Below are 24,072 nucleotides of genomic sequence, written 5' to 3'. Positions count from 1 at the left end.
CTTCATGAATATTCATGAGTATCAGGCGAAGCAGCTGCTTCGGAAGTACGGCGTGGCCGTGCTTGAAGGCGGCGTCGCCTACACTCCGGCCGAGGCCGTGCAAGAGGCCAAGAAGCTGGGCGGTCCGGTCTGGGTCGTGAAGTCCCAGATCCATGCCGGCGGCCGCGGCAAGGGCAAGTTCAAGGGCAACGAGAACGGCGCCGGCGGCGTCCGCGTCGTCAAGTCCCTCGAGGACGTCGAGAAGAACGCCCAGGAAATGCTCGGCCAGGTGCTGGTGACCCACCAGACCGGCCCGGCGGGCAAGGAAGTCAAGCGCGTCTATATCGAGCAGGGCTGCGACATCAAGCGCGAGCTGTATCTCGGCATGCTGATCGACCGCGCCACCTCGCGCGTCACCATCATGGCCTCGACCGAAGGCGGGATGGAGATCGAGGAAGTCGCCGCCCACAGCCCGGAAAAGATCCTCAAGGTCGCCATCGACCCGGTGATCGGCTTCCAGCAGTTCCATGGCCGCCAGCTCGCCTTCGGCCTGGGCCTGGAAGGCAAGCAGGTCAGCTCCGCCGTCAAGTTCATGGCCGCCATGTACAAGGCGTTCATCGACCTGGATTGCTCGATCGTCGAGATCAACCCGCTGGTCGTGACCGGTGCCGGTGACGTCGTGGCGCTGGACGCCAAGGTCAACTTCGACGACAACGCGCTCTATCGCCACAAGGACATCGAAGAGCTGCGCGACGAGGACGAGGAAGATCCGTCCGAACTCGAAGCCGCCCGTCACAGCCTGAACTACATCAAGCTCGACGGCACTATCGGCTGCATGGTCAACGGCGCCGGCCTGGCGATGGCCACCATGGACATCATCAAGCTCTATGGCGGCGAGCCGGCCAACTTCCTCGACGTCGGCGGCGGCGCCACCAAGGAGCGCGTCACCACCGCCTTCAAGCTGATCCTGTCGGACAGCAATGTCGAAGGCATCCTGGTCAACATCTTCGGCGGCATCATGCGCTGCGACGTCATCGCCGAGGGCGTGGTCGCCGCTGCCCGCGAAGTCTCGCTGAACGTTCCGCTGGTGGTGCGCCTGGAAGGCACCAATGTGGAACTGGGCAAGAAGATCCTGTCGGAATCCGGCCTGCCCATCATCGCCGCCGACAACCTGGCCGACGCGGCGGAAAAAGTCGTCAAGGCCGTGAAGGAGGCTGCATAATGGCCGTTCTCGTCAATTCCAACACGAAGGTTATCTGCCAGGGCTTCACCGGCGCGCAGGGCACCTTCCACTCGGAACAGGCCATCGCCTACGGCACCAAGATGGTCGGCGGCGTGACCCCCGGTAAGGGCGGCACCACCCACCTGGACCTGCCGGTGTTCAACACCGTCGCCGAGGCCAAGGACAAGACCGACGCCAATGCCTCGGTCATCTACGTTCCGCCGCCGTTCGCCGCCGACGCCATCCTGGAAGCCATCGATGCCGAGATCGAACTGATCGTCTGCATCACCGAAGGCATCCCGGTGCTGGACATGGCCCCGGTCAAGCGCGCCCTGGCCGGTTCGAAGAGCCGCCTGATCGGCCCGAACTGCCCCGGTGTCATCACCCCCGGCGAATGCAAGATCGGCATCATGCCCGGTCACATCCACCAGCGCGGCAAGATCGGCATCGTCTCCCGCTCGGGCACCTTGACCTATGAAGCCGTCGCGCAGACCACCGCCGCCGGCCTGGGCCAGACCACCTGCATCGGCATCGGCGGCGACCCGATCAACGGCACCAACTTCGTCGATGCCCTGGACCTGTTCCTCGGCGACGACGAGACCCAGGCGATCATCATGATCGGCGAAATCGGCGGCACCGCCGAGGAAGAGGGTGCCGAGTTCCTGAAGCAGTCCAAGGTGAAGAAGCCCGTCGTCGGCTTCATCGCCGGTGTCACGGCGCCTCCGGGCCGCCGCATGGGCCATGCCGGCGCCATCATCTCCGGTGGCAAGGGCGGCGCGGGCGACAAGATGGAGGCCATGCGTTCGGCCGGCATCACCGTCGCCGACAGCCCGGCGGCCCTGGGCAGCACCATGCTCAAGGTCCTCAAGGGCTGATTGGTCCTTTAGGGCTTAGGGAAGAAGGACGGTCCCCTCTGGAACATGTCGTTCAAGGGACCGAGTTTATGAAGCGGGCGTAATCCCGCGAACGATACGGACGGCACCGCAGGGGCAAACCCGGCGGTGCCGGACGTGGCGAAACCCAAACCCAGGGGGCGGGGCAGGAAAAGGGCCTCGCCGACCGAGAAATGGCACGACAGCTCGAGACCACCTTCCTGACCGGCCAGAACGCGACGTTCATTGCCGAGCTCTATACCCGATACGTCGAGGATCCGTCCTCGGTCGACCCCAGCTGGGTCACGTTCTTCGAGGAACTCCATGAAGATGGCCGCGCCATGCTGCAGGAATTGCAGGGGGCGAGCTGGTCCAGGCATCACGCTTCGGTGATCGTCAACGGCGAGGACGCCGCGCCTGTCATGACCCGTCCGGCCGCCACCGGTGGCGACCTGTCGGCCGAAGGCGTGCGCAATGCGGTGCTGGATTCGATCCGCGCCCTGATGCTGATCCGCGCCTATCGCGTGCGGGGCCATTTGCAGGCCAATCTTGATCCCCTGGGCCTGATGGTGCGCGCGCCCCATCCGGAACTCGATTACCGCAGCTACGGCTTCACCGAGGCCGATCTCGACCGCGAAATCTTCATCGACAACGTACTGGGCCTGGAAACGGCGACCCTGCGCCAGATCATCCGGGCGCTGCAGGAAACCTATTGCGGCACCATCGGCGTCGAATTCATGCATATCCAGGATCCCGAGCAGAAGGCCTGGATCCAGAAGCGCATCGAAAGCATCCACAACCACACCGAATTCACCGACCGCGGCAAGCGCGCCATTCTCGAGCGCCTGACCGAGGGCGAGGGCTTCGAGCGCTTCCTGCAGATGAAGTATACCGGCACCAAGCGCTTCGGCCTGGAAGGCGGCGAAAGCCTGATTCCCGCGCTGGAACAGATCCTGAAGCGCGGCGCGCAGCTCGGCGTGCAGGACGTGGTCCTGGGCATGGCCCATCGCGGCCGCCTGAACGTGCTGGCCAATGTCATGCAGAAGCCCTATCGGGCGATCTTCTCGGAATTCCAGGGCAACCCGGCCAATCCGTCGGACGTCCAGGGTTCGGGTGACGTGAAGTACCATCTCGGCACCTCGGCCGACCGCGATTTCGACGGCCAGGTGGTCCATCTGTCGCTGACCGCCAACCCGTCGCATCTGGAAGTCGTCAATCCGGTGGTGCTGGGCAAGGTTCGCGCCAAGCAGACCCAGCTCGATGACACCGACCGCAGCAAGGTGATGGCGATCCTGCTGCATGGCGACGCCGCCTTCGCCGGTCAGGGCGTCGTGGCCGAATGCTTCGCCATGAGCCAGATCGAAGGCTACACCACCGGCGGCACGGTCCACGTCATCATCAACAACCAGATCGGCTTCACCACGCTGCCGCAATATTCGCGTTCGGGTCCGTATTCCTCGGACATCGCGAAGATGGCTGCCTGCCCGATCTTCCACGTCAATGCCGACGACCCGGAAGCCGTGGTCCATGTCGCCCGTATCGCCACCGAGTTCCGTCAGACCTTCAAGATGGACGTGGTGATCGACATGATCTGCTATCGCCGCCACGGCCATAACGAAAGCGATGAACCGGCATTCACCCAGCCGCTGATGTATCGCAAGATCGCCCAGCATCCGACCACCCGCCAGATCTATGCCCAGAAGCTGGTGAGCGCCGGTGTGCTGAGCGAGGACGAGGCCAACGGCTTGGTCAGCGCCTTCCAGGCGCGCATGGAAGAGGAATTCCAGGCCGCCTCCAACTTCCGCCCCAACAAGGCGGACTGGTTCGAGGGCCGCTGGACCGGTCTGGCGCAGCTTAACGAGGAAGAGGAATTCCGCGAAGAGCGCACCGACGTGGACCTGGCGGTGCTGAAGGATGTCGGTCTGAAGCTGACCGAGGTGCCCGAGGGCTTCAACGTCAACCGCAAGATCCTGCGCCAGCTCGAAGCCAAGAAGAAGGCCATCGAGACGGGCAAGGGCATCGACTGGGCGACCGCCGAGGCGCTGGCTTTCGGCACCCTGCTGGCGGAAGGCACGCCGGTCCGCCTGTCGGGCCAGGATGTCGGCCGCGGCACCTTCTCGCAGCGCCATTCGGTGCTGATCGACCAGGAAACCGAAAACCGCTTCATCCCTCTGAACAACATCAAGGACGGTCAGGCCCGTTACGAGGTCATCGATTCCTTGCTGTCGGAAGAGGGCGTGCTGGGCTTCGAATACGGCTACTCGCTGGCCGAGCCCCACGGCCTGACCATCTGGGAAGGCCAGTTCGGCGACTTCGCCAATGGCGCCCAGGTGATCTTCGACCAGTTCATCTCCTCGGCCGAATCCAAGTGGCTGCGCGTCTCCGGCCTGACCATCCTGCTGCCGCACGGCTATGAAGGCCAGGGGCCGGAACACAGCTCGGCCCGTTGGGAGCGCTATCTGCAGTTGGCCGCCGAGGACAATTGGCAGGTCTGCAACTGCACCACCCCGGCCAACTACTATCACGCGCTGCGCCGCCAGATCCGCCGCAACTTCCGCAAGCCGCTGGTGATGATGACGCCCAAGTCGCTGCTGCGTCACAAGCTCTGCGTCTCGAACCTGGAAGATTTCGCCACCGGTTCGCGCTTCCGCCGCGTGCTGCCCGAAACCTCGACCAATCTGGTGGCCGATGAAGCCATCCGCCGCGTCGTGCTGTGCTCGGGCAAGGTCTATTACGATCTGGCCGAGGAGCGCGAGAAGCGCGGCCTGAACGATGTCGCCATCGTGCGCATCGAGCAGCTCTATCCCTGGCCGCATGCGACCATCCAGAAGCAGCTGTCGCGCTACAAGAATGCCGAAGTGGTGTGGTGCCAGGAAGAACCGGCCAATATGGGCCCCTGGACCTTCGTCGATCGCCGCCTGGAATACGCCCTGGAGGAAATCGGCGGCCACAAGGCCAAGCGCGCCAGCTATTCCGGCCGCCGCGCCTCGGCTTCGCCCGCGACCGGCTCGCTCAAGGTCCACAATGCCGAGCAGGCCAAGCTTGTCGAGGATGCGCTGTGCACTTCCCTCGACAAGCTGCACCAGCCTTTCCGCCGCGCTACGGCGCTCAGCAATATCCTGCCGTAATCGGACTACCCAGACGAGGTTGATACCCTAATGTCGACTCAAATTGTTGTGCCCGCTCTGGGCGAATCCGTCACCGAGGCCACGGTTGCCAAGTGGTTCAAGGCGGTGGGCGATGCCATCAAGCAGGATGAGCCGCTGGTCGAGCTCGAAACCGACAAGGTGACCGTCGAGGTCAACGCGCCGGCTTCCGGCACGCTGGCGGAGATCGTCGTCAACGAAGGCGATACCGTCGAAGTCGGCGCGCTGCTCGGTGCCATCGCCGCCGGTGGCGCCGCCGCCACCAGCACCACCGCCGCTGCGCCCGCGGGCACCAAGCCGGTCGAACCGGCCAAGCCCGCGCAGCAGCCCGCCGCCGCTGCCTCCAGCGCTCCGGGCTCCGCCCCGGCCATGCCTTCGGCCAAGAAGATCGCCGCAGATGCGGGCGTGGATACCGCCCAGATCGCCGGTACCGGCAAGGACGGCCGCGTGACCAAGGGTGACGTGCTGAGCCATATGGAGAAGCCCGCTGCCGCTCCGGCTCCCGCCGCCAAGGCCCCGGCCGCGCCGCGCGCCGCCGGCGAGCGCGAAGAGCGCGTGCGCATGACCCGTCTGCGCAAGCGTATCGCCGAGCGCCTGAAGGAAGCCCAGAACACCGCCGCCATGCTGACCACCTTCAACGAGGTGGACATGACGGCGATCATGGAACTGCGCAACCAGCACAAGGACGCCTTCGAGAAGAAGCACGGCGTGAAGCTCGGCTTCATGTCCTTCTTCGTGAAGGCCAGCATCACCGCCCTGAAGGAATGGCCGGCGGTCAATGCCGAGATCGACGGCGACGACATCGTCTACAAGAACCATTACGACATCGGCGTTGCCGTCGGCACGCCCCAGGGTCTGGTGGTTCCGGTGCTGCGCGATGCCGACGAAATGTCCTTCGCCACGGTGGAAAAGACCATCGGCGCTTTCGGCAAGAAGGCCCGCGACGGCAAGCTGACCATGGAAGAGATGATGGGGGGCACCTTCACCATCTCCAATGGCGGCGTCTACGGCTCGCTGATGTCCACGCCGATCCTCAATCCCCCGCAATCGGCCATCCTGGGCATGCACAAGACCATGATGCGCCCGATGGTGATGCCCGACGGTTCGATCCAGGCCCGCCCGATGATGTATCTGGCGCTGTCCTACGACCACCGCATCATCGACGGCCGCGAGGCGGTGTCCTTCCTGGTGCGTGTCAAGGAGTGCCTGGAAGATCCGCAGCGCATCCTGCTGGACATGTAATCATCTGACATCCGGCCCCCGACCCGAAAAGGGCGGGGGCCGCGACACTTTACGACCAAGGGACTTCTCTCCATGAGCGATACTTTCGACCTCGTCGTTATCGGCGGCGGCCCGGGTGGTTATGTGGCGGCGATCCGCGCGGCGCAATTGGGCCTGAAGACCGCCTGCGTCGAAAAACGCGGGGCGCTCGGCGGCACCTGCCTCAATGTCGGCTGCATTCCGTCGAAGGCGCTGTTGCAGTCTTCGCATCACTTCGAAGCCGCCGGGCATGAATTCGCCCAGCACGGCATCAAGGTCGGCCAGCTGGAACTCGACCTCGCCGCGATGATGGGCCGCAAGGACAAGGTCGTCTCCGGCCTGACCAAGGGCATCGAGGGCCTGTTCAAGAAGAACAAGGTGACCTATGTGGTCGGCTCGGGCCGCATCGCCGCCGGCAACAAGGTGATCGTCACCGGCCAGGACGGCGAGCAGACCCTGCAGGCCAAGAACATCGTCATCGCCACCGGCTCGGACGTCACCCCGCTGCCGGGCGTGACCATCGACGAGAAGCGCATCGTCTCCTCGACCGGCGCCCTGGCCCTGTCCAGCGTGCCGAAGTCCATGGTCGTCATCGGCGCGGGCGTCATCGGTCTGGAACTGGGCTCGGTGTGGCGCCGCCTGGGTGCCGAAGTCACCGTGATCGAATATCTCGACCGCGCCCTGCCGCCCTTCGACGGTGAAGTTTCCAAGCAGATGCAGCGCATCCTGGAGAAGCAGGGCATGAAGTTCCGCCTGAAGACCAAGGTCACCAGCGCGGAATCCTCCGACAGCGGCGTGACCCTGACGGTCGAGCCCGCCGCCGGCGGCGATGCCGAGAAGATCGAGGCCGAAGTGGTGCTGGTCGCCATCGGCCGCCGTCCCTATACCGAAGGCCTGGGCCTGGAAGACGTGGGCGTGCGGGTTGAGCGCGGCTTCGTACAGGTCGACAACCACTTCCGCACCAACGTGCCGGGCGTCTATGCCATCGGTGACGTGATCGGCGGCGCCATGCTCGCCCACAAGGCCGAGGAAGAAGGCGTGGCAGTGGCGGAAATCCTGGCCGGTCAGCACGGCCATGTGAATTACGAGGCCATTCCCTCGGTCGTCTACACCTGGCCGGAAGTGGCCACGGTCGGTGCCACGGAAGAGCAGCTGAAGCAGCAGGGCGTGGCCTACAAGGTGGGCAAGTTCCCCTTCATGGCCAATTCCCGTGCCCGCGCCAATGACGACGCCGACGGTTTCGTGAAGATCCTGGCCGATGCCAAGACCGACCGCATCCTCGGTGGCCACATCATCGGCCCGATGGCTGGCGACCTGATCGCCGAGATCGTGCTGGGCGTGGAATTCAGCGCTGCCGCCGAAGACATCGCCCGCACCTGCCATGCCCATCCGGGCCTGGGCGAGGCGGTCAAGGAAGCGGCCCTGGCCGTGGATGGCCGCGCGATCCACATGTGATCTCGCGTCTCATCGCAAAAGAAAGCGGGGCGGCTCAAGCGAGCCGCCCCGTTGTTTTTTATGCGGGCTGCTGCCCGCGCCCTGGGATCCCGAACCCCGTTTCTTGGTCCGCCCTTCGAGACGCCGCCAAGGCGGCTCCTCAGGGTGAGGCTAATTCTTTATCAATCACATAAACCTCATGCTGAGGAGGCCCGCAGGGCCGTCTCGAAGCATGGGCAAGCGCTCAAAAAGGGTTCCAAGGGCCGATGCAGGGCGGCGCCCTGCGTCTTATCTCCCTTACACCGCCTTGCTGTGCCGCTTTTCGCCCGCCTGAAGATAGCGGTCGAAGACGGCGGCGGCGGCACGGACCAGCGGACGGCCTTCCTCGGTGACGGCGATGCGATGGCCGTCGCGGATCACGAGGCCGTCGGCCAGCAGGGGGGCGAGGCGGTCCAGATCCTCCTCGAAATCATCGCCCGAGGCGCCGTGGCGGGCGGCGATGACGTCCACATCCACCGACAGGTCGCACATCAGGCGTTCGATGATCTCGCGGCGCAGCAGGTCGTCGGGCGTGACGGCGATGCCGCGCACCACGGTCAGGCGGTTCTCGTCGCGGATCATGCGCTTATAGGCCGTCACGCTGCCTTCATTGGCGACATAGCCCTGGGGCAGGGAACCGATGGCCGAGGCGCCGAAGCCGATCAGCACTTCCGCCGAATCGGTGGTGTAGCCCTGGAAGTTGCGGTGCAGGCGCTTCTCGGCCAGGGCGACGGCCAGCGGATCGTCGGGTGCGGCGAAGTGATCGAGGCCGACGGCGACATAGCCCCGATCCACCAAGCGCTGGGTGGCGGCCTCGTATTGCTGCCAGCGTTCCTCGATACCGGGCAGGGCGTCTTCGGGAATCAGGCGCTGATGGCTTTTCATCCACGGCACATGGGCGTAGCCGAAGAGCGAGATGCGGCGCGGCGCCAGGCCGACGCCCTGGTCGATGGTTTCCATCAGGCTGTCGACCGTCTGATGGGGCAGGCCATAGACCAAGTCCATGTTGATCTGCGACACCCCCTCGGCGCGCAGCCAGTTGATGACGCGCTCGGTCACTTCGTAGGGCTGGATGCGGTTGATCGCCTTCTGCACCACCGGATTGAAGTCCTGCACGCCGATTGAGGCGCGGGTGACTCCGGCCTCGGCCATGGCCTTCACATAGGCCTCGTCGGCGGTGCGCGGATCGAGTTCGACGGCGATTTCCGCGTCCGGCTTGATCAGGAAGTTGCGGCGCAGGATGTCCAGCGTCTTGACGAAATCCTCGGGCGCCAGAACGGTCGGGCTGCCGCCGCCGAAATGGACATGGCGGGCGGCCATGCGCGCGGGCAGGCGCTCGGCGACCATGTCGATCTCACGCCACAGGGCGTCCATGTAATCGGCTACGGGAGCGTATTTCTTGCTGATCTTGGTGTGGCAGCCGCAGAACCAGCACATTTCGGCGCAATAGGCGATATGCAGGTAGAGCGACAGCTCGGTCTCGGGCGGCAACTCCGCCAGCCAGCCGTCATAGCGCGCCGCATCCACGGTTGCGTTGAAATGGGGCGCAGTGGGATAGGAGGTGTAGCGCGGGACGCGCAGGTCGTATTTTGCCGCAAGGTCGGGGCGCATGCGAACTCTTCCTGTTGCGATATCCCGAAAGCTACCCCCAATGCCCAAGGGAATGCAATAAACCACCACGGGAAGGAGGGAAATATGTCCGGATTCGCAGCCCCGGCGGAACGTCCTGAACCGGGCTAAACTTGAATATGGAGGGGAGGCGCGGAGTCTTGTTGAAGGTTATGCGCATAACCTTTAACAAGGATGGCCAGGGCTGCCTCTTGTTCAAGGTTACGCGATGCACCGTCCCGATTTGGTGGGCCGGGTTCAGGCTCGGCTGAAACGCCTGCCGCCGCCTTTCGCGGCGCATTACGGCGTGGTGCCCTTGCCGCCGCCGGAGGAAAGTGTTTCCGTCCTGCCGGTAGCGGGCCGACATGAAGCCGCCATCGCGGCTATTGCACGGGCCGATGCCCTTGCCAGGGATTTGCGCGATCCCTTCATGATCAGCCGCATCCTGACCCGCCGGGAAGCCGTCTCCTCTTCGTCGATCGAAGGCACCCACAGCACCTTGGACGAATTGCTGATGGTGGAGGAAGGGAACGAAGCAGGGACGGCGGAGGCGCGGCAGGTGCGCAGCTACGCCCTGGCGCTGGAAGAAGCGCTGGAGGTGGTGAGACCCCAGGCCCATGGGGCCTTCAGCCTGGATCTGATCCGCCAGCTTCATCGGGCGGTGATGGCCGACGATCCGGATTACGAGGACGAGCCGGGGAGATTCCGCGACCGAGTGGTCTGGATCGGCGGCAGTGGGGATATCAGCCGTTCGGTCTTCAACCCGCCGCCGCCCGAAGATGTCGAGGCCTGCATGGAAGATCAGGTGGATTACCTGCGTTGCGAGGGCATGCAGCAATATCAGAGCCTGATCACGCGCATGGCCCTGGCCCATGCCCATTTCGAGGCGGTGCATCCTTTCCGCGACGGAAATGGCCGGGTGGGGCGCCTGCTGCTGCCTTTGATGATGGCGGCGGACGGCCATGTGCCGCTTTACCTGTCGCCCTATATCGAGGCGCACAAGGGACGCTATCTGGAGGGCCTGAAACTGGCCCAGCAGCGCCTCGACTGGGCGCCCCTGATCGGCTTTCTGGCCGATGCGATCACGGCTTCGGTGGAGGAGGTGCAGGAAAGCCGGGCAGCCTTGTCGCGGCTGCCCGAGCTGTGGCGGAAACGAGGGCGTTTCCGCAGAAAATCGGCGGCGGACCGGGCCCTCGACCTGCTGGGCGAGTATCCGGTCCTGTCGGTCAACCGCCTGGCCGCCTTGCTGGATGTCAGCTATCAGGCGGCCAATGGCGGGATCGAAGCCCTGGTGGCGGCAGGTATCCTGGTCGAGCGGACGGGATATCACCGCAACCGCCTGTTCTCGGCGCCCGAGGTTCTGGCCGTCTTCAACCGTCCCTTCGGGAGCCCGGCCCAGGGGGAAGGGTAATCAGCCCTTCACCCTGATCCGCTGCTCGCCCAGGCCGTCGGCGCCCAGGACCATTTCGTCGCCTTCCTTCAGGAAGATGCCGCATCCCAGGCCGACCCCGGCGGGGGTGCCGGTGCAGATGACGTCGCCGGGCTGCAATTCCATGAAGCGGCTGAGATAGCTGACGATGGTGGCGACGCTGAAGACCATGTCGGCGGTCGAGCCGTCCTGTCTTTTCGTGCCGTTGACCGACAGCCACAGGCGCAGGGCCTGGGGATCGGGGATTTCGTCCGCCGTCACCAGCCAGGGGCCCAGCGGGCAGAAGCCCGGGGCGGATTTGCCCTTGATCCACTGGCCGCCGCGTTCGATCTGGAAATCGCGCTCGGACAGGTCGTTGGCCAGCATATAGCCGGCGACATGGGACAGCGCGTCCGCTTCCGGAACCTGCCAGGCGGCACGGCCGATGACGACGGCCAGTTCCACTTCCCAGTCGCTTTTCTTCGAGCCGGGCGGCAGGGTGAGGTCGTCATAGGGACCGGCCAGGGCGGAACTGTGCTTGCTGAAGACCACCGGTTCGGACGGCAGGGCGAGTCCGGCTTCGGCGGCATGGTCGCGGTAGTTCAGGCCGATGCAGAGCAGGTTGCCGATGCCCGAGAGGGGCAGGCCGAGGCGGGGATTGCCCTCGACCAGCGGCAGTGACGCTTCGTCCAGGCCGCGCAGGGCATCAAGGCCGTCGGCGCGGATATCCCCGCAGCGGGCGGACAGGTCGCGCAGCTTCCCTTGGGAATCGATCAGGCCGGGCTTTTCCGCGCCCTTGGGTCCGAAACGCACCAGTTTCATGCAAGCAGCTCCTGTAGTCTGGAAAGAAGAAGGCGGCGCGCGGTCAGCGCGGCGGCAGGATCACGATCTTGCACCAGAAATCCTCGATGGCCCGGATCACGGTGATGAATTGATCCAGGTCCACGGGCTTGGTGATGAAGCAATTGGCGTGCAGGTCGTAGCTGCGCAGGATGTCCTGTTCGGCCTGCGAGGTGGTCAGCACCACCACGGGAATGCGGCGCAGATGCGGGTCTTCCTTCAACTCGGCCAGGACCTGGCGGCCGTCCTTGCGGGGCAGGTTGAGGTCGAGGAGGATCAGATGGGGACGGGGAGAGGCGCTGTCCTGCAGGAAGGCCATGGCTTCGACACCGTCCTGCGCCACATGCAGGCGGGTGGCAAGCTGCCCTTCCTTCAGAGCCTCTTCGGCGAGGCGGGCATCGCCCGGATTATCCTCGACCAGCAGGATGTCGATGACCTCGTGCGCGGGCTGGGGCATGGGATCACTCGCCTCAGGACGGCGCGGCGGAAGTTCCGCGCCTGCTTTCACTATAGTGAAGGTTCCCGGAGCGGCAAAGAAAAAGGGCTCCGCCATCGGCGGAGCCCTTGAGGTAAGGCAGGCGAAGGAATCAGCCCCAGATGTCGCGGGTGATGCTGTCGTACCAGCCGTAGGTATATTCGGCCTCCTGCTTGCGCAGCGAAGCCGGGGCATTGGCCGGGCTGAGGCCGCCCGCCCCCTCGACATCGGCGATCTTGCCCTCGGCGACATGATAGACGCCGGCCACCGACACGCCGTATTCCGGCCCCAGCAGGCTGTAGCAGGTGTTGATGAAGGACGGCGCGGCCGGTTCGGCATCGCCGAGCAGGGCCAGCACCGCCGCGGCGACGGCCTTGCCCTGGCTGTTGGCCGAATAGCCGGACTTGGGCATGGTGCCGGCGATGCAGGCGTCGCCGATCACGTGGATGCCCTTCTGCAGGGTCGATTCGAAGGTGACGGGATCGACCGGGCAGAAGCCGGTTTCGTTGGTCACGCCGGCGGCCTCGGCGATGACGCCTGCCTTCTGCGGCGGGATGATGTTGATGACGGCGGCCTGATGGGTGTCGAAATCGGTCTCGACGCTCATGGCCTGGGTATCGACCTGTAGGACCTTGCCGCCCTGGCTGGCCGAGACCCATTCGATCATGTCGCCGTAGAGCGCCTTCCAGCCCTCGGTGAACAGGCCCTGCTTGGAGAAGTTGTCCTTGGCATCGAGGATCAGGATCTTCGAGCGGGGCTTGTGGGTCTTCAGGTAATGGGCGATCAGGGCCGCGCGCTCATAGGGGCCGGGCGGGCAGCGGAAGGGATTGGCCGGTGGGGCGATGATCACCAGGCCGCCGTCTTCCATGGCTTCGAGCTGGCTGCGCAGCAGGGCGGTCTGCGGACCGGCCTTCCAGGCATGAGGCATGATCTCGGCGGCGGCCTCGTCATAGCCTTCGATGGCGCCCCATTTCATGTCCACGCCCGGCGACAGGATCAGGCGGTCATAGGTCAGCGTCTGGCCGCCCTGGGTGGTGACGCTACGCTTGACGGGATCAATGTCGGTGGCGCGGTCGTGGAGCACGGTGACGCCGGCGGCTTCCAGGCCGTCATAGCCCTGTTCGATGAAGTCCAGCGTGTTGATGCCGGCCAGCACGGTGTTGCTGAAGGGGCAGGTATGGAAGCTGCGGTTGGCTTCGATCAGGGTGACGCGCAGGGACGGGTCCCGGCGGCGCAGATAGCGCGCTGCCGTGGCGCCGCCGAAGCCGCCACCGATGACCACCACATGCGCGCCGTTGCCGCCCTGGGCGCGGGCCGTGCCGATGCCCAGGCCCAATGCGGAGAGGGCGCCGGTGGCGCCGACCAGGCGGCCGAAAGACCTGCGGGAAATGCCGTTCATGTCCGTCTCCCTCACTTGCGGCCGAGATAGCGGGCGATCAGGGCGATCTCGTCGTCCGTATAGCCCTTGGCGATGCGGTTCATGACGCTGCCCTCGCGGGCTTCGCTCTTGAAGGCGAGCAGCGCCTGCTCGATCGCCTGGGCATCCTGGCCCCGGATGGCGGGAATGGCGCCGGTGCTGTTGCCGTCGGGGCCGTGGCAGCCGGCGCAGGTGTCGGCAAGAAGGGCGGAACGATCCTGCGGTCCTTGCGCGGCGGCGGGCATCTGGGCAGCCAGGAGCAGCGCGGCCGCCAAGGGCAGGGCAGCCTTGACGATGAGCATTGGGTAGCCTCCTTCGTGATTTAACACATAAACCACGTGTAATAGCTTAATAACGCTTAATTGCTGCGTTAAATTCGCATCGACGAAAGGCATGCGCAAGTGATTTGTTGCGCTATACCAAAGTGCAAAGCGGGATTATCGGGAAACGAGATGCAGAAGGGGATAGGGGCGGCCCGCCTCGTCGACGGGGGAGCGGCCGATCTGCTCGAAACCCAGCCGGGCATAGAAGGCGCGCGCCCGGTGGTTCTGTTCGTTGACGTCGACCAGCAGGGTGGGATGGTGCCGGCGGGCTTCGTCGATCAGCCGCCGCCCCACGCCCCGCCCGTGCCAGGCGGGATCGACGAAGAGGGAAAGGATCTTGTGCCCGCTCAGCCCTATGAAACCCAGGATGCGGCGGTCGCTTTCGGCCAGCGTGAACCTGTTGTTCGGCAGGTAATGGGCGCGGACCATTTGCGCGTAGAAGCTGATATCCTCTTCCGCCACGAAATCATGGGTGGCACGCACGGCGGCGAGCCAGATGCGGAACAATTCGTCGGTATCGTCGGGAGAGGACTCCCGCAGGGTGAACGTCGTCACGGTCCGCTGCCTCAGGTCAGGGCGTCGATCTCTTCGTTGCTGAGGCAGCCGGGCAGGATGGTCAGGGGGATGCGCAGGCGGCTGGAATGCTTGCCGGTCAGGGCGGTGATGAGGGGCCCCGGCCCGCCCGGTTCGGTCCCGGCGGCGAGGACCAGGACGCTGATGCTCGGTTCCTCGTCGATCAGGCGCAGCAATTGGTCCAGGGGATCGCCTTCGCGCAGATACAGGGCGGGGAATTCGCCGGTATGGCCGTTGATATGTTCGGCCCAGCGATGCAGCAGGCGTTCGGCCTCTTCCCGCGCTTCCGCCTCCATGATGTCGCGCACGCCGAAGAACGGTCCCAGATCGGCATGTTCGACCACGTGAAGCAGGGCCACGCGCCCGCCGGTATGCTCGGCCCGGCGGATGGCGAAGCGCAGGGCGGCGCCCATTTCCTCGGTGTCGTCCAGAACCACCAGCCATGTCCGTCCCGACCGTCCGCGTGCGGCGGCAGGAGGAGGGGCGGCGGTGTCGCAAGGGTTCGGGCGGTCGTGGCTCATGCTCTGTCTCGCGATGACAAGGAAAGGGAAATATAACCGCAGACGGAGGATGTTGCCCAATGCTTTGCTGTCGCCGGTTTTATTGCACTGCAACATCGGCGGTGCATTGGTCATAGACAAAGGAGGGTGCCTTGTCGGCGGCGCCGGTCGAACATATCGTAACGTTGCCCTTCCTCGGCGGGCGCTTATTCTAAGAGTGGAACGGCCTGTCATGAAAATCGATCTGCTGCTCGATTTCGCGACGCCCCCCGGCGATGAGCGGTCTCTTGCGGAAATGGTCGAGGACGGACTGGCCCTGGCCCGCGCCGCCGATTGCCTGGGCTTCGATGCCATTTGGGTCGCGGAACATCACTTTCTCGACCACTATTCCCATGCCTCCTGCCCCGACATGCTGCTGGCCGCGCTGGCGCGCGAGACCAGCCGCATCGGCCTGGGCTTCGGGATCGTGCCTTTGCCCATCCACGAGCCGGTGCGGGTGGCGGAACGTCTGTCCACCCTGGACCTGCTGTCGGACGGGCGGGTGTTGTGGGGCGCGGGGCGCGGGCTGGCCCCGGTCGAGCTGCAAGGCTTCGGCGTGCGCCCCGAGGACAGCCGGAAATTGCTGGCGGAACGCCTGGGCGAGGTGCGCAGCATCCTGCGCCGGGGCGGTTTCGTACGCGAGGGCCAGTTCTTCGACCTGCGCCCGGCGCCGCGTCCGGACCTCGCCGACGAGGCCTGGCTGGCCGCCGGGGCGCCCGAGAGCTTCGACATGGCGGCGGCGTGGAAGCTCAATGTCCTGGCCGGGCCGTTCAAGCCCTGGCCGATGGTCCGCGCCGACCTCAACCGGTACCGCAAGCTGTGGCCGGGCGGGCGCGGCGCCTTCACCCTGGCGGTGCATTGCGACCTCGACCAGCGCCGGGCCCGGCGTCGGGCGGGACGGGGCGTGTTGTGGCTGTTCCGCCAGATCTTCGCGCTTTCCCGTCCCCTGCTGCTGAGCGAGGTCGAGGATTACGACCATTACCGCGCGGTGGCCTGGGTGGGGCCGTTGCTAGAGCGGATGCTGACCCTGCCGGCGCTCGAAGCCCTGGGCCTAGCCGCCGTCGGCACGCCCGAGCATGTCGGCGAGCGTCTGGAGGGCTTGCAGGCCTCGGGCCTGGACCGCGTCTGCATCATGCCCGGCGGCGGCGGGTTGGAGCGCGAGGAAATGATCCGCAGCCTGGAACTGATCGCCGACAAGGTGATGCCCCGGCTGACCGTGGCGCCCTCGGCCTGAGGGATCAGCTCACCGTGATTTCGGACGAGGTGGTGTAGACCGAGCCGTCGTCGTCGTGCCAGGCCATTTCGATGGTGCCGCTTTCCTCAGCCCGCAGGAAGAAGGCCATGTAGGGATTGGCGGCGATGCCCGGATACCAGTCGGTGACGAAGACTTCCTTGCCGTTATAGGTGCAGACGAATTTGTTGATGATGCGGCGCGGGATCGTCTGGCCGCTGGCGTTCTGGCGCTGGCCCGTCTCCATGTCGTGGCCGATGGTGGTCTTGATCTCGATGACCTCGCCCTTCCTGGCGGTGGCCGGGACGCGGGTCTTGATGGTGTCGTTGCTCATGCTTCCTCCCCTCCCTTAACCGCCGCAGCCGCCGATGGTGACGGTCACATTCTGCACCGTCTGATAGACCGAGCCGTCGCTCATCATCGCCAGGGCGCGGACATTCTGGCTTTGGGCGAGGCGCATGCGCCCCGAAACCTCGGCCCGGCCCGACGCCGGGGTGAAATGGTACGAGGCCACGGCCGGCGCAGGGTTGCCCTCGGCCAGGATATGGATGCTCTTGACGTGGTCCTCCTCGGTCATCGGGCTGTCCACGCTGACGGTGAAGGGCACGCTGGCGCCGTTGTCGGGAACCTTGGGCATCCGCAGCGAGACCTTGCCGTCGATGGGTTTGGCGTCGCCGATCAGCGCGGCTTGCAGGGAATCGGCGTCCGCAGGAGTCGCCCGGGCCGCGCGCGGAGCCAGGGCCAGGCCGCTGGCGACCAGCGCCCCGCAGCCCGCGGCCAGTATCACCTGGCGGCGGCTCAGGGCCTTGAGGTCGGTGGTGTCGGACATCGCATTCTCCTTTGCAGCTTTCCCCGGAGGCGGGGGCCCAAAGGCGGCCCTCGCATCCTCGATCTTACATCGTCCCGGACGCCGCCGGGGCAAGAAGAGGCAAGTTGTGATAGCGAATCATGTCCCCCCTGTCCACAAGGGGGCGGACTCAGCCGGGCGAATAGTCGAAGCGGTAAATAAGTATTCAAACTGTTCGGCGGCGGTGCAAAGGCCGCATCTCTTGCGGCGGCACTTGCCATCCGCGGAGGCGAGGACAAGGTGCTAAAGGCCTGGCAAACAAGGAGGGAGTAAAGCTGCGATGGCGACTGGACGGCTGAAATGGTTCAACCCGGTCAAGGGCTACGGCTTCATTCTGCCCGATGAAGGAGGGCGGGATGTCTTCGTCCATGCCAGTGCGCTTCAGCAGTCCGGCCTGAAAGCGGTGAATCATGGCCAGCGCCTGGAATTCGAAACCGCCCTGTGCCGGGCCGGGCGCGTGACGGCGGTGCGGCTGGCGGCCCTGGACCAGCCCGGGCGGGAGCGCCGCCGCGACGCGGCGGCTCGGCCGGTGAAGGCGGCGGCGGGAAGCAGCAGGCTGAACGGCGCCGAGTGACGCGCCGTTCCCTTTTCCGCCGATCAGGCTGTGCGGGTGAAGACGGCGCGGAAGGCGCCGCCGAGGCTTCCTTCCTCCAGATATTTCAGACCGAGATAACCGCCCGCCAGGATGGACAGAAGGGCGATGACCGAGCCCAGCGCCAAGGTGGAGAGGCCGCTGAGGCCCTGGCCGATGGTGCATCCCAAAGCCAGCACGCCGCCGGTCCCCATCATCGCCGCTCCGGACAGATGGCGCAGCATGTCGTCGGTATTGGTGAAGGATTCCAGGCGGAAGCTGCGGGTGGCCAGCGCCATCAGGAAGGAACCGGCGATCACCCCGCCCACGGCGGCGACACCGAACGAGATCGTCGCGCCGGTAAAGCTCATCAGATATTGCATGGCTTCGCCGATGGGGCCGACGAAGGTGAAGGAGGCCAGCGGCTGCGGGTCGAAATCGTCGTTGCCCAGCACGCCGGTGATCCACCAGGCGGTGGGCACCATGGCGCCGATGATCACGCCGCCGATGATATCGCGGGGGGAAGCCCGGAATTCGGGGCTCTTGAAGCACCAGAACAGCAGCCCCAGCACCGCCAGGGCGGCCAGCAGCAGGCGGGAGGCCTCGGCCGGAAGGCCGGTCAGGGCGGTCAGCATGTCGGGCAGGCCTTGAGTGGACAGGCCGGCGGCGGCGAGGTCCAGATTGGTCGCGGCTTCCAGCTCGACCCGCGCCAGCGCGATCAGGCCGCGCATGGTCATGTAGGCGAACAGGCCCAGGACCAGGAAGACGATGATGGATTTCAGGTTGCCGCCGCCGATGCGGACGAGGCATTTGTTGCCGCAGCCGCCCGCCATGGTCATGCCGAAGCCGAACAGCAGGCCGCCCAGGATCGCCCCGGCCCATCCCAGATTGGGCGTGAGATAGATGGAACGGCCGAGATCGACCAGCCCGGCCAGATGCATCGCCTGGCTGCCGGCGATGGCGACGGCGACGGCCAGCATCCACGAGCGGAAGCGCCGGTAATCGCCCATGAAGACCGCGTCGGAAAGCGCGCCCATGGTGCAGAAATTGGTTCGCTGCGCGGTCGCGCCGAAAACGATGCCGGCCAGGAAGGCCGCCATGCCTACGATCGTCGTCACCGAAAAGGCGTCCACTCTGCTTTTCCTCCTGGCCTTGTCGCCCAAGGCCGGGTGAAGTTGGCGGCGGCGACAAAAGGGGTTACATTTCGGGCGGCTAAATTAGCATCGGCTGCGCCGGCCAAACAAGACACCTGGCCATCCCGCCGTTCCATCCCGAGTGTAGAGGAGAAGAAGCGTCCATGTCCGTGACCGTTCTCGACGTAAAGGGGCTGAACTGCCCGCTGCCGGTCCTGCGTACCAAGAAGGCGATGAAGGACGTGCCCGCGGGGGGGACGCTCCAGGTCATGACCACCGATCCCGGATCGGTGAAGGACTTCCAGGCTTTTTGCGAGCAGACCGGCAACCAACTGGAGAACTGGTCCGAAGCCGACGGCGTCTTTACCTTCCTGATCAAGAAAAACTGAGGGTTTTCCGCCACCCCTGCCTGTGCGGGCGTGGCGGATTCCTACGGTCGTTCGGCAGGCCCTGCGCTCAATCCTGCCCGACCAGACCGCGATAGGCGTGCCAGCTGGCATGGGCGACCAGGGGCAGGGCGATGGCGAGGCCGATGAAAAGCGTGGCCATGCCCGCGCCGATGATCAGCACGATCATCGCGGCCCAGCCGATCATCACCCGCCAGTTCTGCAGCACCGCCTGGATGCTGGTGGCGATGGCTGTGACGACGGTGGCGTCGCGGTCCAGCAGCATGGGAATGGACACGACGCTGATGGTGAAGGCCAGGGCGGCGAAGAAGCCGCCGATGGCGGTGCCGATCAGCAGGAAGGGCAGGTTCCCCGTCGAGGTCAGAATGGACAGCAGGAAGCTTTCCATGGGCGGCGGCGAGGCCGAGAAGAACAGGGCGAACAGCAGGAAGGCCAGTTGGATCCAGACCAGCGTCAGGATCAGCAGGGCCACGCCCATCATGCCGATCTGCTCGCCGTTGCGACGGAAGGCCAGCAGCGTCCGGATATCGGGCCTATCCCCCAGTTCGAGGCGGCGGCTGATTTCGTAAAGCCCCACCGCCAGGACCGGGGCCACCAGCATGAAGCCGCCGAGAAGGGGCAGGAACAGGCTGCCCAATCCCACCTGTTCCAGGCCGACCAGCAGCAGATAGCCAAAGGCCACGAAAGACAGGCCGTAGCCGAGGCTGAGGGCCGGGGAACGCCGCAGGTCGCGCCAGCCGGCGGCGAGCCAGCGCCCGGTCTCGTCGGCGGTGACCTTGTGGATGGCGGGGGTGGCGAAATCTCCGCTGAACCAGCGGGCCTGCGATGCGCGCGTAGTCTCCATGGACGGACCTCCTGTCGGTCTATTGCCGATTATCGCTGATCTTGCTCTTCTTACTTCACCGTAAAAAGTATTTATTAAGTGTGGGTATCGAAGGAATTTGTTTTCCGACAATATGGGTGCTGGTGCGAAAGGGTGAAGGGGCTCTACCAATTTAGGCTTTATTTTTGCGCTGCAAAATGAGCGGAAGGGGCTTTTCGCACCCGCCCAAAGGCCCCACATAAGATGGCGCGATTGCAACAGGGGGTATCGATGATGACACGAAAGAGGCCCGGCAAAGGGACCATGCTTGTCATCCTCATGGCTATTGCCGTGGCCATGTATGTCTTGATTATTCTGAGAGTCGGTCTTTACGGGTGGGGCTGAGATGAACACGGCGACTGTCCTGCCGCATGTCACGGCCGCGCTGAACGCGGTGTCGCTGCTGCTCCTGCTGGTGGGTTTCGTGCTGATCCGCCAGCGCCGGCAGGCTGCCCATCGGGCGGCGATGATGGGGGCGATGGGGGCATCGGCGGCTTTCCTCGCGGTCTATGTGGTGTATCACTTCACCGCGCCGATCTTCGTCTTCACCGGCGAGGGCATGATCCGGCCGGTCTACTACTTCATCCTGATCACCCATGTGATCCTGGCCGCCGTGGTCTTCCCCATGATCCTGATGACCGCCGCGCGCGCCTTGCGCGGGCGGTTCGAGGGCCATCGCGGACTGGCGCGCTGGACCTATCCGATCTGGCTCTACGTCTCGGTCACCGGCCTGGTGGTCTACGCCATGCTCTATCACATCTACTATCCGGTCGCCTGATGCGGGCGGTCGATCCCCTCGGTCAGCCCTCCGCCCCCTTCTTCGGCGTCTTCTCCCGCGGCCTCGTGCCGCCGCTGGCGCGCGAACTGCGGGGCTGGGCCTTGCTTGCGGCGGGATCGCTGGCGGTGGCGGGCCTGCTGGCCCTGCTGCTGGCGGCATCGCGCACGCCGGTTCTGGGCGGGCTGCTGCCCTGGGGCCCGGCCTTCTTCCGCACCGCCTTGGTGACCCATGTGGTCTTCTCCTTCATCGTCTGGTATCTCGCCTTCCTGGGTGCCCTGAGCGTCGTCGCCACGGCGCGGGGAGGCGGCAGTCGGGCGGCAGGCCTGGGCATGGCGGGGCTGGTCCTGGCCGTGCTGGGAAGCGGGCTGCTGCTGGTGCCGACACTGGCGGAATGGGGCGAGCCCTCGCTGAACAATTACGTGCCGGTGCTGGTCCATCCCCTCTATTACCTGGGGCTGGGCCTGCTGGGGCTGGGCGTGACCCTGGCGGTACTGCGCCTGTTCGCCAATGCCGGCGGTTGGCGGGATCCGGTCGTGGCCGGAACGCTGGCGGCGGGGGCCTGCCTGCTGGTGGCGATGGCCTGTTTCGTGCTGGCTTGGCTTGCCATCCCGTCGGGCCAGGATGTGTCCAGCGTCAATGAACGCCTGTTCTGGGGCGGCGGCCATGTGCTGCAATTCACCAATACCGCCCTGATGCTCACCGGCTGGCATCTGCTGGCCGGGCTGGCGGCGGGCGAGGCGCCGCTGCCGCCCCGCCTCTTCGGCGCCGCCATGGCCGCCCTGGTGCTGTTCGTACTGCCCGCCCCGGCCTTCTATGCCCTGTTCCCGGTGATGGGATGGGAACACCGGGAAGCCTTCACCCTGCTGCTGCGCTATGGTCTGGTGCTGTCGCCGGTGGTCATGGGGCTGGGACTGGTGGCGCTGTTCTGGCGGCGGCGCGCCGTGCTGCGCTGGACCTCGGTGCCGATGCTGGCGCTGGGCCTGTCCATCCTGGTCTTCGGCATCGGCGGCGTTTTCGGTTATTTCCTGGGCGTCAGCGATACCCGCACCCCCTCCCACTATCATGCCGTGATCGGCGGGGTGAACCTGACCTTCATGGGGCTGATGCTGGCCTTCCTGCTGCCCCTGCTGTCGCGGATGCCCGATGAAAGCCGGGCGGTGCGGCTGCAATTCCCGCTCTATGGGCTGGGGCAGCTGATGTTCTCGGTGGGCATGTTCGCCGCCGGCGCCGCCGGCGTGCCGCGCAAGACCGCCGGGGCCGAGCAGGGATTGGACAGCCTGGGCAAGATCGCTTCGATGGCGGTGACCGGCCTGGGCGGGCTGGTGGCGGTGATCGGCGGTGCCATGTTCGTGTGGATTTCCCTCCGCTGGCTGCTGGCGAGGCCCCGTCATGGCTGATCTTCTGCGCACACGTTGGGATCAACTGGCGGCGGCCTTCGTCCTGGCGGCCGGGCTGGGCCTGTTCGCCGCCATGCCGCTCTGGCGCTGGGCCGGAGCGCCGCCGCAGAGCCGGGTCGCCGCCATCGACGTGGCGGAGTTCGAGCAGAGGGTCGAGGATTTCGTCGCCGCCCACGGCACCGGCGAGGTGGAGGACGGCCTGCCGGTGGTGGCACCGCCGCCGGGCGAGGTGCCGGTGATCGCCCGGCGCTGGCAATTCTATCCGGCCCTGCGGCTGGAGGCGGGGCAGCGCTACGAATTGCACGTGGCCAGCACCGATATCCTGCACGGCTTCGCCCTGGAAGGAGCGGGGGCGGACCTGCTGCTGCCGGGCGGCAGCGCAGGCGTGGTGACGCTGGTTCCCCAGGCCCCGGGACGGCTGGCGATCCAATGCAGCGAATATTGCGGAATCGAGCATAACCGCATGCGTGCCTGGGTCGAAGTGGTCGGCCCACAATAACGCCACATCTTTTGTGGCTAATCTTTTGGGGTATTATTTCATATAGGAGGGCTGGATATTCTGCCCCGGCATTCCCATGCTCTAATAAAACCAATGATTAAGCAGGGAAGGCACCCAATGACGTTCCGGCACTATCTCGAGCTCATGAAACTGCGCATCGGCGTGATGATCGCGCTGACGGCGGTGATGGGCTATGTAGCCGTGGCCGACGAGGTGAGCGTGGTGCAGATGGCGGTTCTGGCCCTGGCCATGCTGCTGGGCTCGGCCGCCTCTTCGGTCTTCAACCATTTCTACGACCGCGACATCGACCGGCTGATGACGCGCACCGCCCGCCGCCCGCTGGCCTCGGGTGCCGCGCAGAAGCCGGTCATGGTGCTGTGGTTCGCCGGCCTGCTGCTGGCCCTCGGCCTGGGTCTGTCGAGCTGGGCCTTCAACATGGTCGTGTCCCTGCACCTGTTCCTGGGGGCGTTCGTCTATGCCGTGGTCTACACGGTCTGGCTCAAGCGCCGCACCTGGCTGAACATCGTCATCGGCGGAGCGGCGGGCAGCTTCGCCGTCCTGGCCGGCGCGGCGGCGGTGGATCCCAGCATCTGGCTGCTGCCCCTGCTGCTGGCCGTCACCCTGTTCCTGTGGACCCCCAGCCATTTCTGGAGCCTGGCGATCCTGCTGAAGGAGGATTACGCCCAGGCCGGAATCCCCATGCTGCCGGTTCTGGTGGGCGAGAAGCGCACCGCCGACGCCATCCTGATCAACAGCGTGCTGCTGGTCGGTTCGGCCCTGCTTCCCTGGATGCTGGGTGAACTCGGCTGGATCTACGGCGCCGGTTCCTCCCTGCTGGGGGCATGGTTCCTTTGGCTGAACTGGCGCTTGTGCCGCAACCCCTCGCGGCCCCTGGCGCGCAAGAACTTCTTCGCCTCGATGCTCTATCTGGTGGGGCTGTTCTTCGCCGTGCTGGCGGATGTGAACTGGGCGTAAAGGAAGGGTATGCAGGGCGCTGCCCTGCACCCGCAAAGGGCCGCAAGGCCCTTTGGTTCCGTTCAGGAGGATGGCCCGCCCCACCCTTCGAGACGACCGCTTTGCGGTCTCCTCAGGGTGGAGACCTTTGCGCGGGGGAGGATCGGCCTTTTAGGTGGCAAATCGAGGCTGCTTTGCCCTTAAAAAAACCGCCGCCAGAGCTTGATCTCTGGCGGCGGTCTACGTTTTGGCGGGGGA

24 protein-coding genes are annotated in these 24,072 nt (G+C 65.5%); 13 read left to right on the top strand and 11 right to left on the bottom strand.

What is annotated here, in order from left to right:
- The first annotated feature begins 4 nt into the window (after positions 1 to 4).
- The 5 genes from sucC (at position 5) to lpdA (ending at position 7,934) form a co-directional block, all read left to right on the top strand.
- Positions 5 to 1,201, top strand: coding sequence for an ADP-forming succinate--CoA ligase subunit beta (sucC, locus tag EPD66_RS16500; RefSeq protein ID WP_142849604.1), 1,197 nt, complete (start codon positions 5 to 7; stop codon positions 1,199 to 1,201).
- Positions 1,201 to 2,076, top strand: a complete 876-nt coding sequence (sucD, locus tag EPD66_RS16495; protein WP_142849603.1) for a succinate--CoA ligase subunit alpha — start codon at positions 1,201 to 1,203, stop codon at positions 2,074 to 2,076. The genes sucC and sucD overlap by 1 nt, the downstream gene beginning before the upstream one ends.
- 191 nt (positions 2,077 to 2,267) lie before the next feature.
- Entirely contained in the window at positions 2,268 to 5,201 is a 2,934-nt protein-coding gene (locus EPD66_RS16490) for a 2-oxoglutarate dehydrogenase E1 component (protein ID WP_142849602.1), read from the top strand.
- A gap of 30 nt (positions 5,202 to 5,231) precedes the next feature.
- The gene (gene odhB, locus EPD66_RS16485; protein ID WP_142849601.1) at positions 5,232 to 6,461 is read left to right on the top strand and encodes a 2-oxoglutarate dehydrogenase complex dihydrolipoyllysine-residue succinyltransferase; all 1,230 of its coding nucleotides are present in this window, start codon (positions 5,232 to 5,234) and stop codon (positions 6,459 to 6,461) included.
- A 72-nt stretch (positions 6,462 to 6,533) separates the two neighbouring features.
- Positions 6,534 to 7,934, top strand: a complete 1,401-nt coding sequence (gene lpdA, locus EPD66_RS16480) for a dihydrolipoyl dehydrogenase (RefSeq protein WP_142849600.1) — start codon at positions 6,534 to 6,536, stop codon at positions 7,932 to 7,934.
- A gap of 276 nt (positions 7,935 to 8,210) precedes the next feature.
- On the opposite strand, the gene hemN is transcribed toward lpdA, so the two are convergent.
- Complete coding sequence (hemN, locus tag EPD66_RS16475) at positions 8,211 to 9,563, bottom strand: oxygen-independent coproporphyrinogen III oxidase (RefSeq protein ID WP_142849599.1); 1,353 nt, start codon at positions 9,561 to 9,563, stop codon at positions 8,211 to 8,213.
- Positions 9,564 to 9,789: 226 nt separating this feature from the next.
- On the opposite strand from hemN, the gene EPD66_RS16470 reads away from it, so the two are divergent.
- Entirely contained in the window at positions 9,790 to 10,971 is a 1,182-nt protein-coding gene (locus EPD66_RS16470) for a Fic family protein (RefSeq protein ID WP_142849598.1), read from the top strand.
- Here the strand turns inward: EPD66_RS16470 and EPD66_RS16465 are convergent, their stop codons facing one another.
- The 6 genes from EPD66_RS16465 to EPD66_RS16440 form a co-directional block, all read right to left on the bottom strand.
- The gene (locus EPD66_RS16465) at positions 10,972 to 11,790 is read right to left on the bottom strand and encodes a fumarylacetoacetate hydrolase family protein (protein WP_142849597.1); all 819 of its coding nucleotides are present in this window, start codon (positions 11,788 to 11,790) and stop codon (positions 10,972 to 10,974) included.
- A gap of 43 nt (positions 11,791 to 11,833) precedes the next feature.
- Positions 11,834 to 12,265 carry a response regulator gene (locus EPD66_RS16460; protein ID WP_185961464.1) on the bottom strand — a complete coding sequence of 144 codons (432 nt, stop codon included), beginning with the start codon at positions 12,263 to 12,265 and terminating at the stop codon, positions 11,834 to 11,836.
- Positions 12,266 to 12,395: 130 nt separating this feature from the next.
- Complete coding sequence (locus EPD66_RS16455) at positions 12,396 to 13,682, bottom strand: NAD(P)/FAD-dependent oxidoreductase (protein WP_142849596.1); 1,287 nt, start codon at positions 13,680 to 13,682, stop codon at positions 12,396 to 12,398.
- Positions 13,683 to 13,693: 11 nt separating this feature from the next.
- Positions 13,694 to 14,002, bottom strand: a complete 309-nt coding sequence (locus tag EPD66_RS16450) for a c-type cytochrome (RefSeq protein WP_185961463.1) — start codon at positions 14,000 to 14,002, stop codon at positions 13,694 to 13,696.
- 135 nt (positions 14,003 to 14,137) lie between these two features.
- Positions 14,138 to 14,578 (bottom strand): acetyltransferase, encoded by a 441-nt coding sequence (locus tag EPD66_RS16445; RefSeq protein WP_142849594.1) that lies wholly within the window; start codon positions 14,576 to 14,578, stop codon positions 14,138 to 14,140.
- Positions 14,579 to 14,589: 11 nt separating this feature from the next.
- Positions 14,590 to 15,117, bottom strand: a complete 528-nt coding sequence (locus EPD66_RS16440) for a universal stress protein (RefSeq protein ID WP_142849593.1) — start codon at positions 15,115 to 15,117, stop codon at positions 14,590 to 14,592.
- A 211-nt stretch (positions 15,118 to 15,328) separates the two neighbouring features.
- Between EPD66_RS16440 and EPD66_RS16435 the strand changes: the two genes are divergently transcribed.
- The gene (locus tag EPD66_RS16435; protein ID WP_185961462.1) at positions 15,329 to 16,369 is read left to right on the top strand and encodes an LLM class flavin-dependent oxidoreductase; all 1,041 of its coding nucleotides are present in this window, start codon (positions 15,329 to 15,331) and stop codon (positions 16,367 to 16,369) included.
- A gap of 4 nt (positions 16,370 to 16,373) precedes the next feature.
- On the opposite strand, the gene soxZ is transcribed toward EPD66_RS16435, so the two are convergent.
- A complete protein-coding gene (gene soxZ, locus EPD66_RS16430; RefSeq protein WP_142849591.1) occupies positions 16,374 to 16,700 on the bottom strand; it encodes a thiosulfate oxidation carrier complex protein SoxZ in 327 nt (108 codons plus the stop codon).
- A 15-nt stretch (positions 16,701 to 16,715) separates the two neighbouring features.
- Complete coding sequence (gene soxY, locus EPD66_RS16425; protein ID WP_142849590.1) at positions 16,716 to 17,195, bottom strand: thiosulfate oxidation carrier protein SoxY; 480 nt, start codon at positions 17,193 to 17,195, stop codon at positions 16,716 to 16,718.
- 298 nt (positions 17,196 to 17,493) lie between these two features.
- Between soxY and EPD66_RS24830 the strand changes: the two genes are divergently transcribed.
- Entirely contained in the window at positions 17,494 to 17,787 is a 294-nt protein-coding gene (locus EPD66_RS24830; RefSeq protein ID WP_142849589.1) for a cold-shock protein, read from the top strand.
- 23 nt (positions 17,788 to 17,810) lie between these two features.
- Here EPD66_RS24830 and EPD66_RS16415 read toward each other — a convergent pair whose 3' ends face one another.
- Positions 17,811 to 18,917: a YeeE/YedE family protein gene (locus tag EPD66_RS16415; protein ID WP_255448543.1), complete on the bottom strand. Its 1,107-nt coding sequence runs from the start codon at positions 18,915 to 18,917 to the stop codon at positions 17,811 to 17,813.
- Between the two features lie 164 nt (positions 18,918 to 19,081).
- Here EPD66_RS16415 and EPD66_RS16410 point away from each other — a divergent pair, with 164 nt between their 5' ends.
- Entirely contained in the window at positions 19,082 to 19,306 is a 225-nt protein-coding gene (locus EPD66_RS16410; RefSeq protein WP_142849588.1) for a sulfurtransferase TusA family protein, read from the top strand.
- 67 nt (positions 19,307 to 19,373) lie between these two features.
- On the opposite strand, the gene EPD66_RS16405 is transcribed toward EPD66_RS16410, so the two are convergent.
- Complete coding sequence (locus EPD66_RS16405; protein ID WP_142849587.1) at positions 19,374 to 20,168, bottom strand: DUF2189 domain-containing protein; 795 nt, start codon at positions 20,166 to 20,168, stop codon at positions 19,374 to 19,376.
- A 364-nt stretch (positions 20,169 to 20,532) separates the two neighbouring features.
- Here EPD66_RS16405 and EPD66_RS16400 point away from each other — a divergent pair, with 364 nt between their 5' ends.
- The 4 genes from EPD66_RS16400 to cyoE all read left to right on the top strand — a co-directional run bounded on the left by EPD66_RS16400 (position 20,533) and on the right by cyoE (position 23,835).
- Positions 20,533 to 20,964 carry a DUF420 domain-containing protein gene (locus EPD66_RS16400; protein ID WP_142849586.1) on the top strand — a complete coding sequence of 144 codons (432 nt, stop codon included), beginning with the start codon at positions 20,533 to 20,535 and terminating at the stop codon, positions 20,962 to 20,964.
- The gene (locus EPD66_RS16395) at positions 20,964 to 22,361 is read left to right on the top strand and encodes a cbb3-type cytochrome c oxidase subunit I (protein WP_142849585.1); all 1,398 of its coding nucleotides are present in this window, start codon (positions 20,964 to 20,966) and stop codon (positions 22,359 to 22,361) included. The genes EPD66_RS16400 and EPD66_RS16395 overlap by 1 nt, the downstream gene beginning before the upstream one ends.
- Positions 22,354 to 22,860, top strand: coding sequence for a quinol oxidase (locus EPD66_RS16390; RefSeq protein WP_142849584.1), 507 nt, complete (start codon positions 22,354 to 22,356; stop codon positions 22,858 to 22,860). The genes EPD66_RS16395 and EPD66_RS16390 overlap by 8 nt, the downstream gene beginning before the upstream one ends.
- A gap of 117 nt (positions 22,861 to 22,977) precedes the next feature.
- A complete protein-coding gene (cyoE, locus tag EPD66_RS16385) occupies positions 22,978 to 23,835 on the top strand; it encodes a heme o synthase (RefSeq protein ID WP_142849583.1) in 858 nt (285 codons plus the stop codon).
- Positions 23,836 to 24,072 lie beyond the last annotated feature (237 nt).

The sequence above is a fragment of the Telmatospirillum sp. J64-1 genome (assembly GCF_006980715.1).
Taxonomy (GTDB): domain Bacteria; phylum Pseudomonadota; class Alphaproteobacteria; order Rhodospirillales; family Magnetospirillaceae; genus Oleiliquidispirillum; species Oleiliquidispirillum nitrogeniifigens.
Note: the sequence above shows the minus strand (reverse complement) of the source record. Positions and strands in the feature narration are given on the sequence as shown.

Excerpts from the sequence above, each read along its gene's own strand:
- soxZ (WP_142849591.1), bottom strand. The coding sequence starts at position 16,700 with ATGAGCAACGACACCATCAAGACCCGCGTCCCGGCCACCGCCAGGAAG.
- EPD66_RS16450 (WP_185961463.1), bottom strand. The coding sequence starts at position 14,002 with ATGCTCATCGTCAAGGCTGCCCTGCCCTTGGCGGCCGCGCTGCTCCTG.
- EPD66_RS16455 (WP_142849596.1), bottom strand. The coding sequence starts at position 13,682 with ATGAACGGCATTTCCCGCAGGTCTTTCGGCCGCCTGGTCGGCGCCACC.
- EPD66_RS24830 (WP_142849589.1), top strand. The coding sequence starts at position 17,494 with ATGGCGACTGGACGGCTGAAATGGTTCAACCCGGTCAAGGGCTACGGC.
- EPD66_RS16405 (WP_142849587.1), bottom strand. The coding sequence starts at position 20,168 with ATGGAGACTACGCGCGCATCGCAGGCCCGCTGGTTCAGCGGAGATTTC.
- EPD66_RS16440 (WP_142849593.1), bottom strand. The coding sequence starts at position 15,117 with ATGAGCCACGACCGCCCGAACCCTTGCGACACCGCCGCCCCTCCTCCT.
- sucC (WP_142849604.1), top strand. The coding sequence starts at position 5 with ATGAATATTCATGAGTATCAGGCGAAGCAGCTGCTTCGGAAGTACGGC.
- EPD66_RS16490 (WP_142849602.1), top strand. The coding sequence starts at position 2,268 with ATGGCACGACAGCTCGAGACCACCTTCCTGACCGGCCAGAACGCGACG.
- cyoE (WP_142849583.1), top strand. The coding sequence starts at position 22,978 with ATGACGTTCCGGCACTATCTCGAGCTCATGAAACTGCGCATCGGCGTG.
- soxY (WP_142849590.1), bottom strand. The coding sequence starts at position 17,195 with ATGTCCGACACCACCGACCTCAAGGCCCTGAGCCGCCGCCAGGTGATA.
- sucD (WP_142849603.1), top strand. The coding sequence starts at position 1,201 with ATGGCCGTTCTCGTCAATTCCAACACGAAGGTTATCTGCCAGGGCTTC.
- hemN (WP_142849599.1), bottom strand. The coding sequence starts at position 9,563 with ATGCGCCCCGACCTTGCGGCAAAATACGACCTGCGCGTCCCGCGCTAC.
- EPD66_RS16400 (WP_142849586.1), top strand. The coding sequence starts at position 20,533 with ATGAACACGGCGACTGTCCTGCCGCATGTCACGGCCGCGCTGAACGCG.
- EPD66_RS16460 (WP_185961464.1), bottom strand. The coding sequence starts at position 12,265 with ATGCCCCAGCCCGCGCACGAGGTCATCGACATCCTGCTGGTCGAGGAT.
- EPD66_RS16410 (WP_142849588.1), top strand. The coding sequence starts at position 19,082 with ATGTCCGTGACCGTTCTCGACGTAAAGGGGCTGAACTGCCCGCTGCCG.
- lpdA (WP_142849600.1), top strand. The coding sequence starts at position 6,534 with ATGAGCGATACTTTCGACCTCGTCGTTATCGGCGGCGGCCCGGGTGGT.
- EPD66_RS16395 (WP_142849585.1), top strand. The coding sequence starts at position 20,964 with ATGCGGGCGGTCGATCCCCTCGGTCAGCCCTCCGCCCCCTTCTTCGGC.
- odhB (WP_142849601.1), top strand. The coding sequence starts at position 5,232 with ATGTCGACTCAAATTGTTGTGCCCGCTCTGGGCGAATCCGTCACCGAG.
- EPD66_RS16390 (WP_142849584.1), top strand. The coding sequence starts at position 22,354 with ATGGCTGATCTTCTGCGCACACGTTGGGATCAACTGGCGGCGGCCTTC.
- EPD66_RS16465 (WP_142849597.1), bottom strand. The coding sequence starts at position 11,790 with ATGAAACTGGTGCGTTTCGGACCCAAGGGCGCGGAAAAGCCCGGCCTG.
- EPD66_RS16470 (WP_142849598.1), top strand. The coding sequence starts at position 9,790 with ATGCACCGTCCCGATTTGGTGGGCCGGGTTCAGGCTCGGCTGAAACGC.
- EPD66_RS16435 (WP_185961462.1), top strand. The coding sequence starts at position 15,329 with ATGAAAATCGATCTGCTGCTCGATTTCGCGACGCCCCCCGGCGATGAG.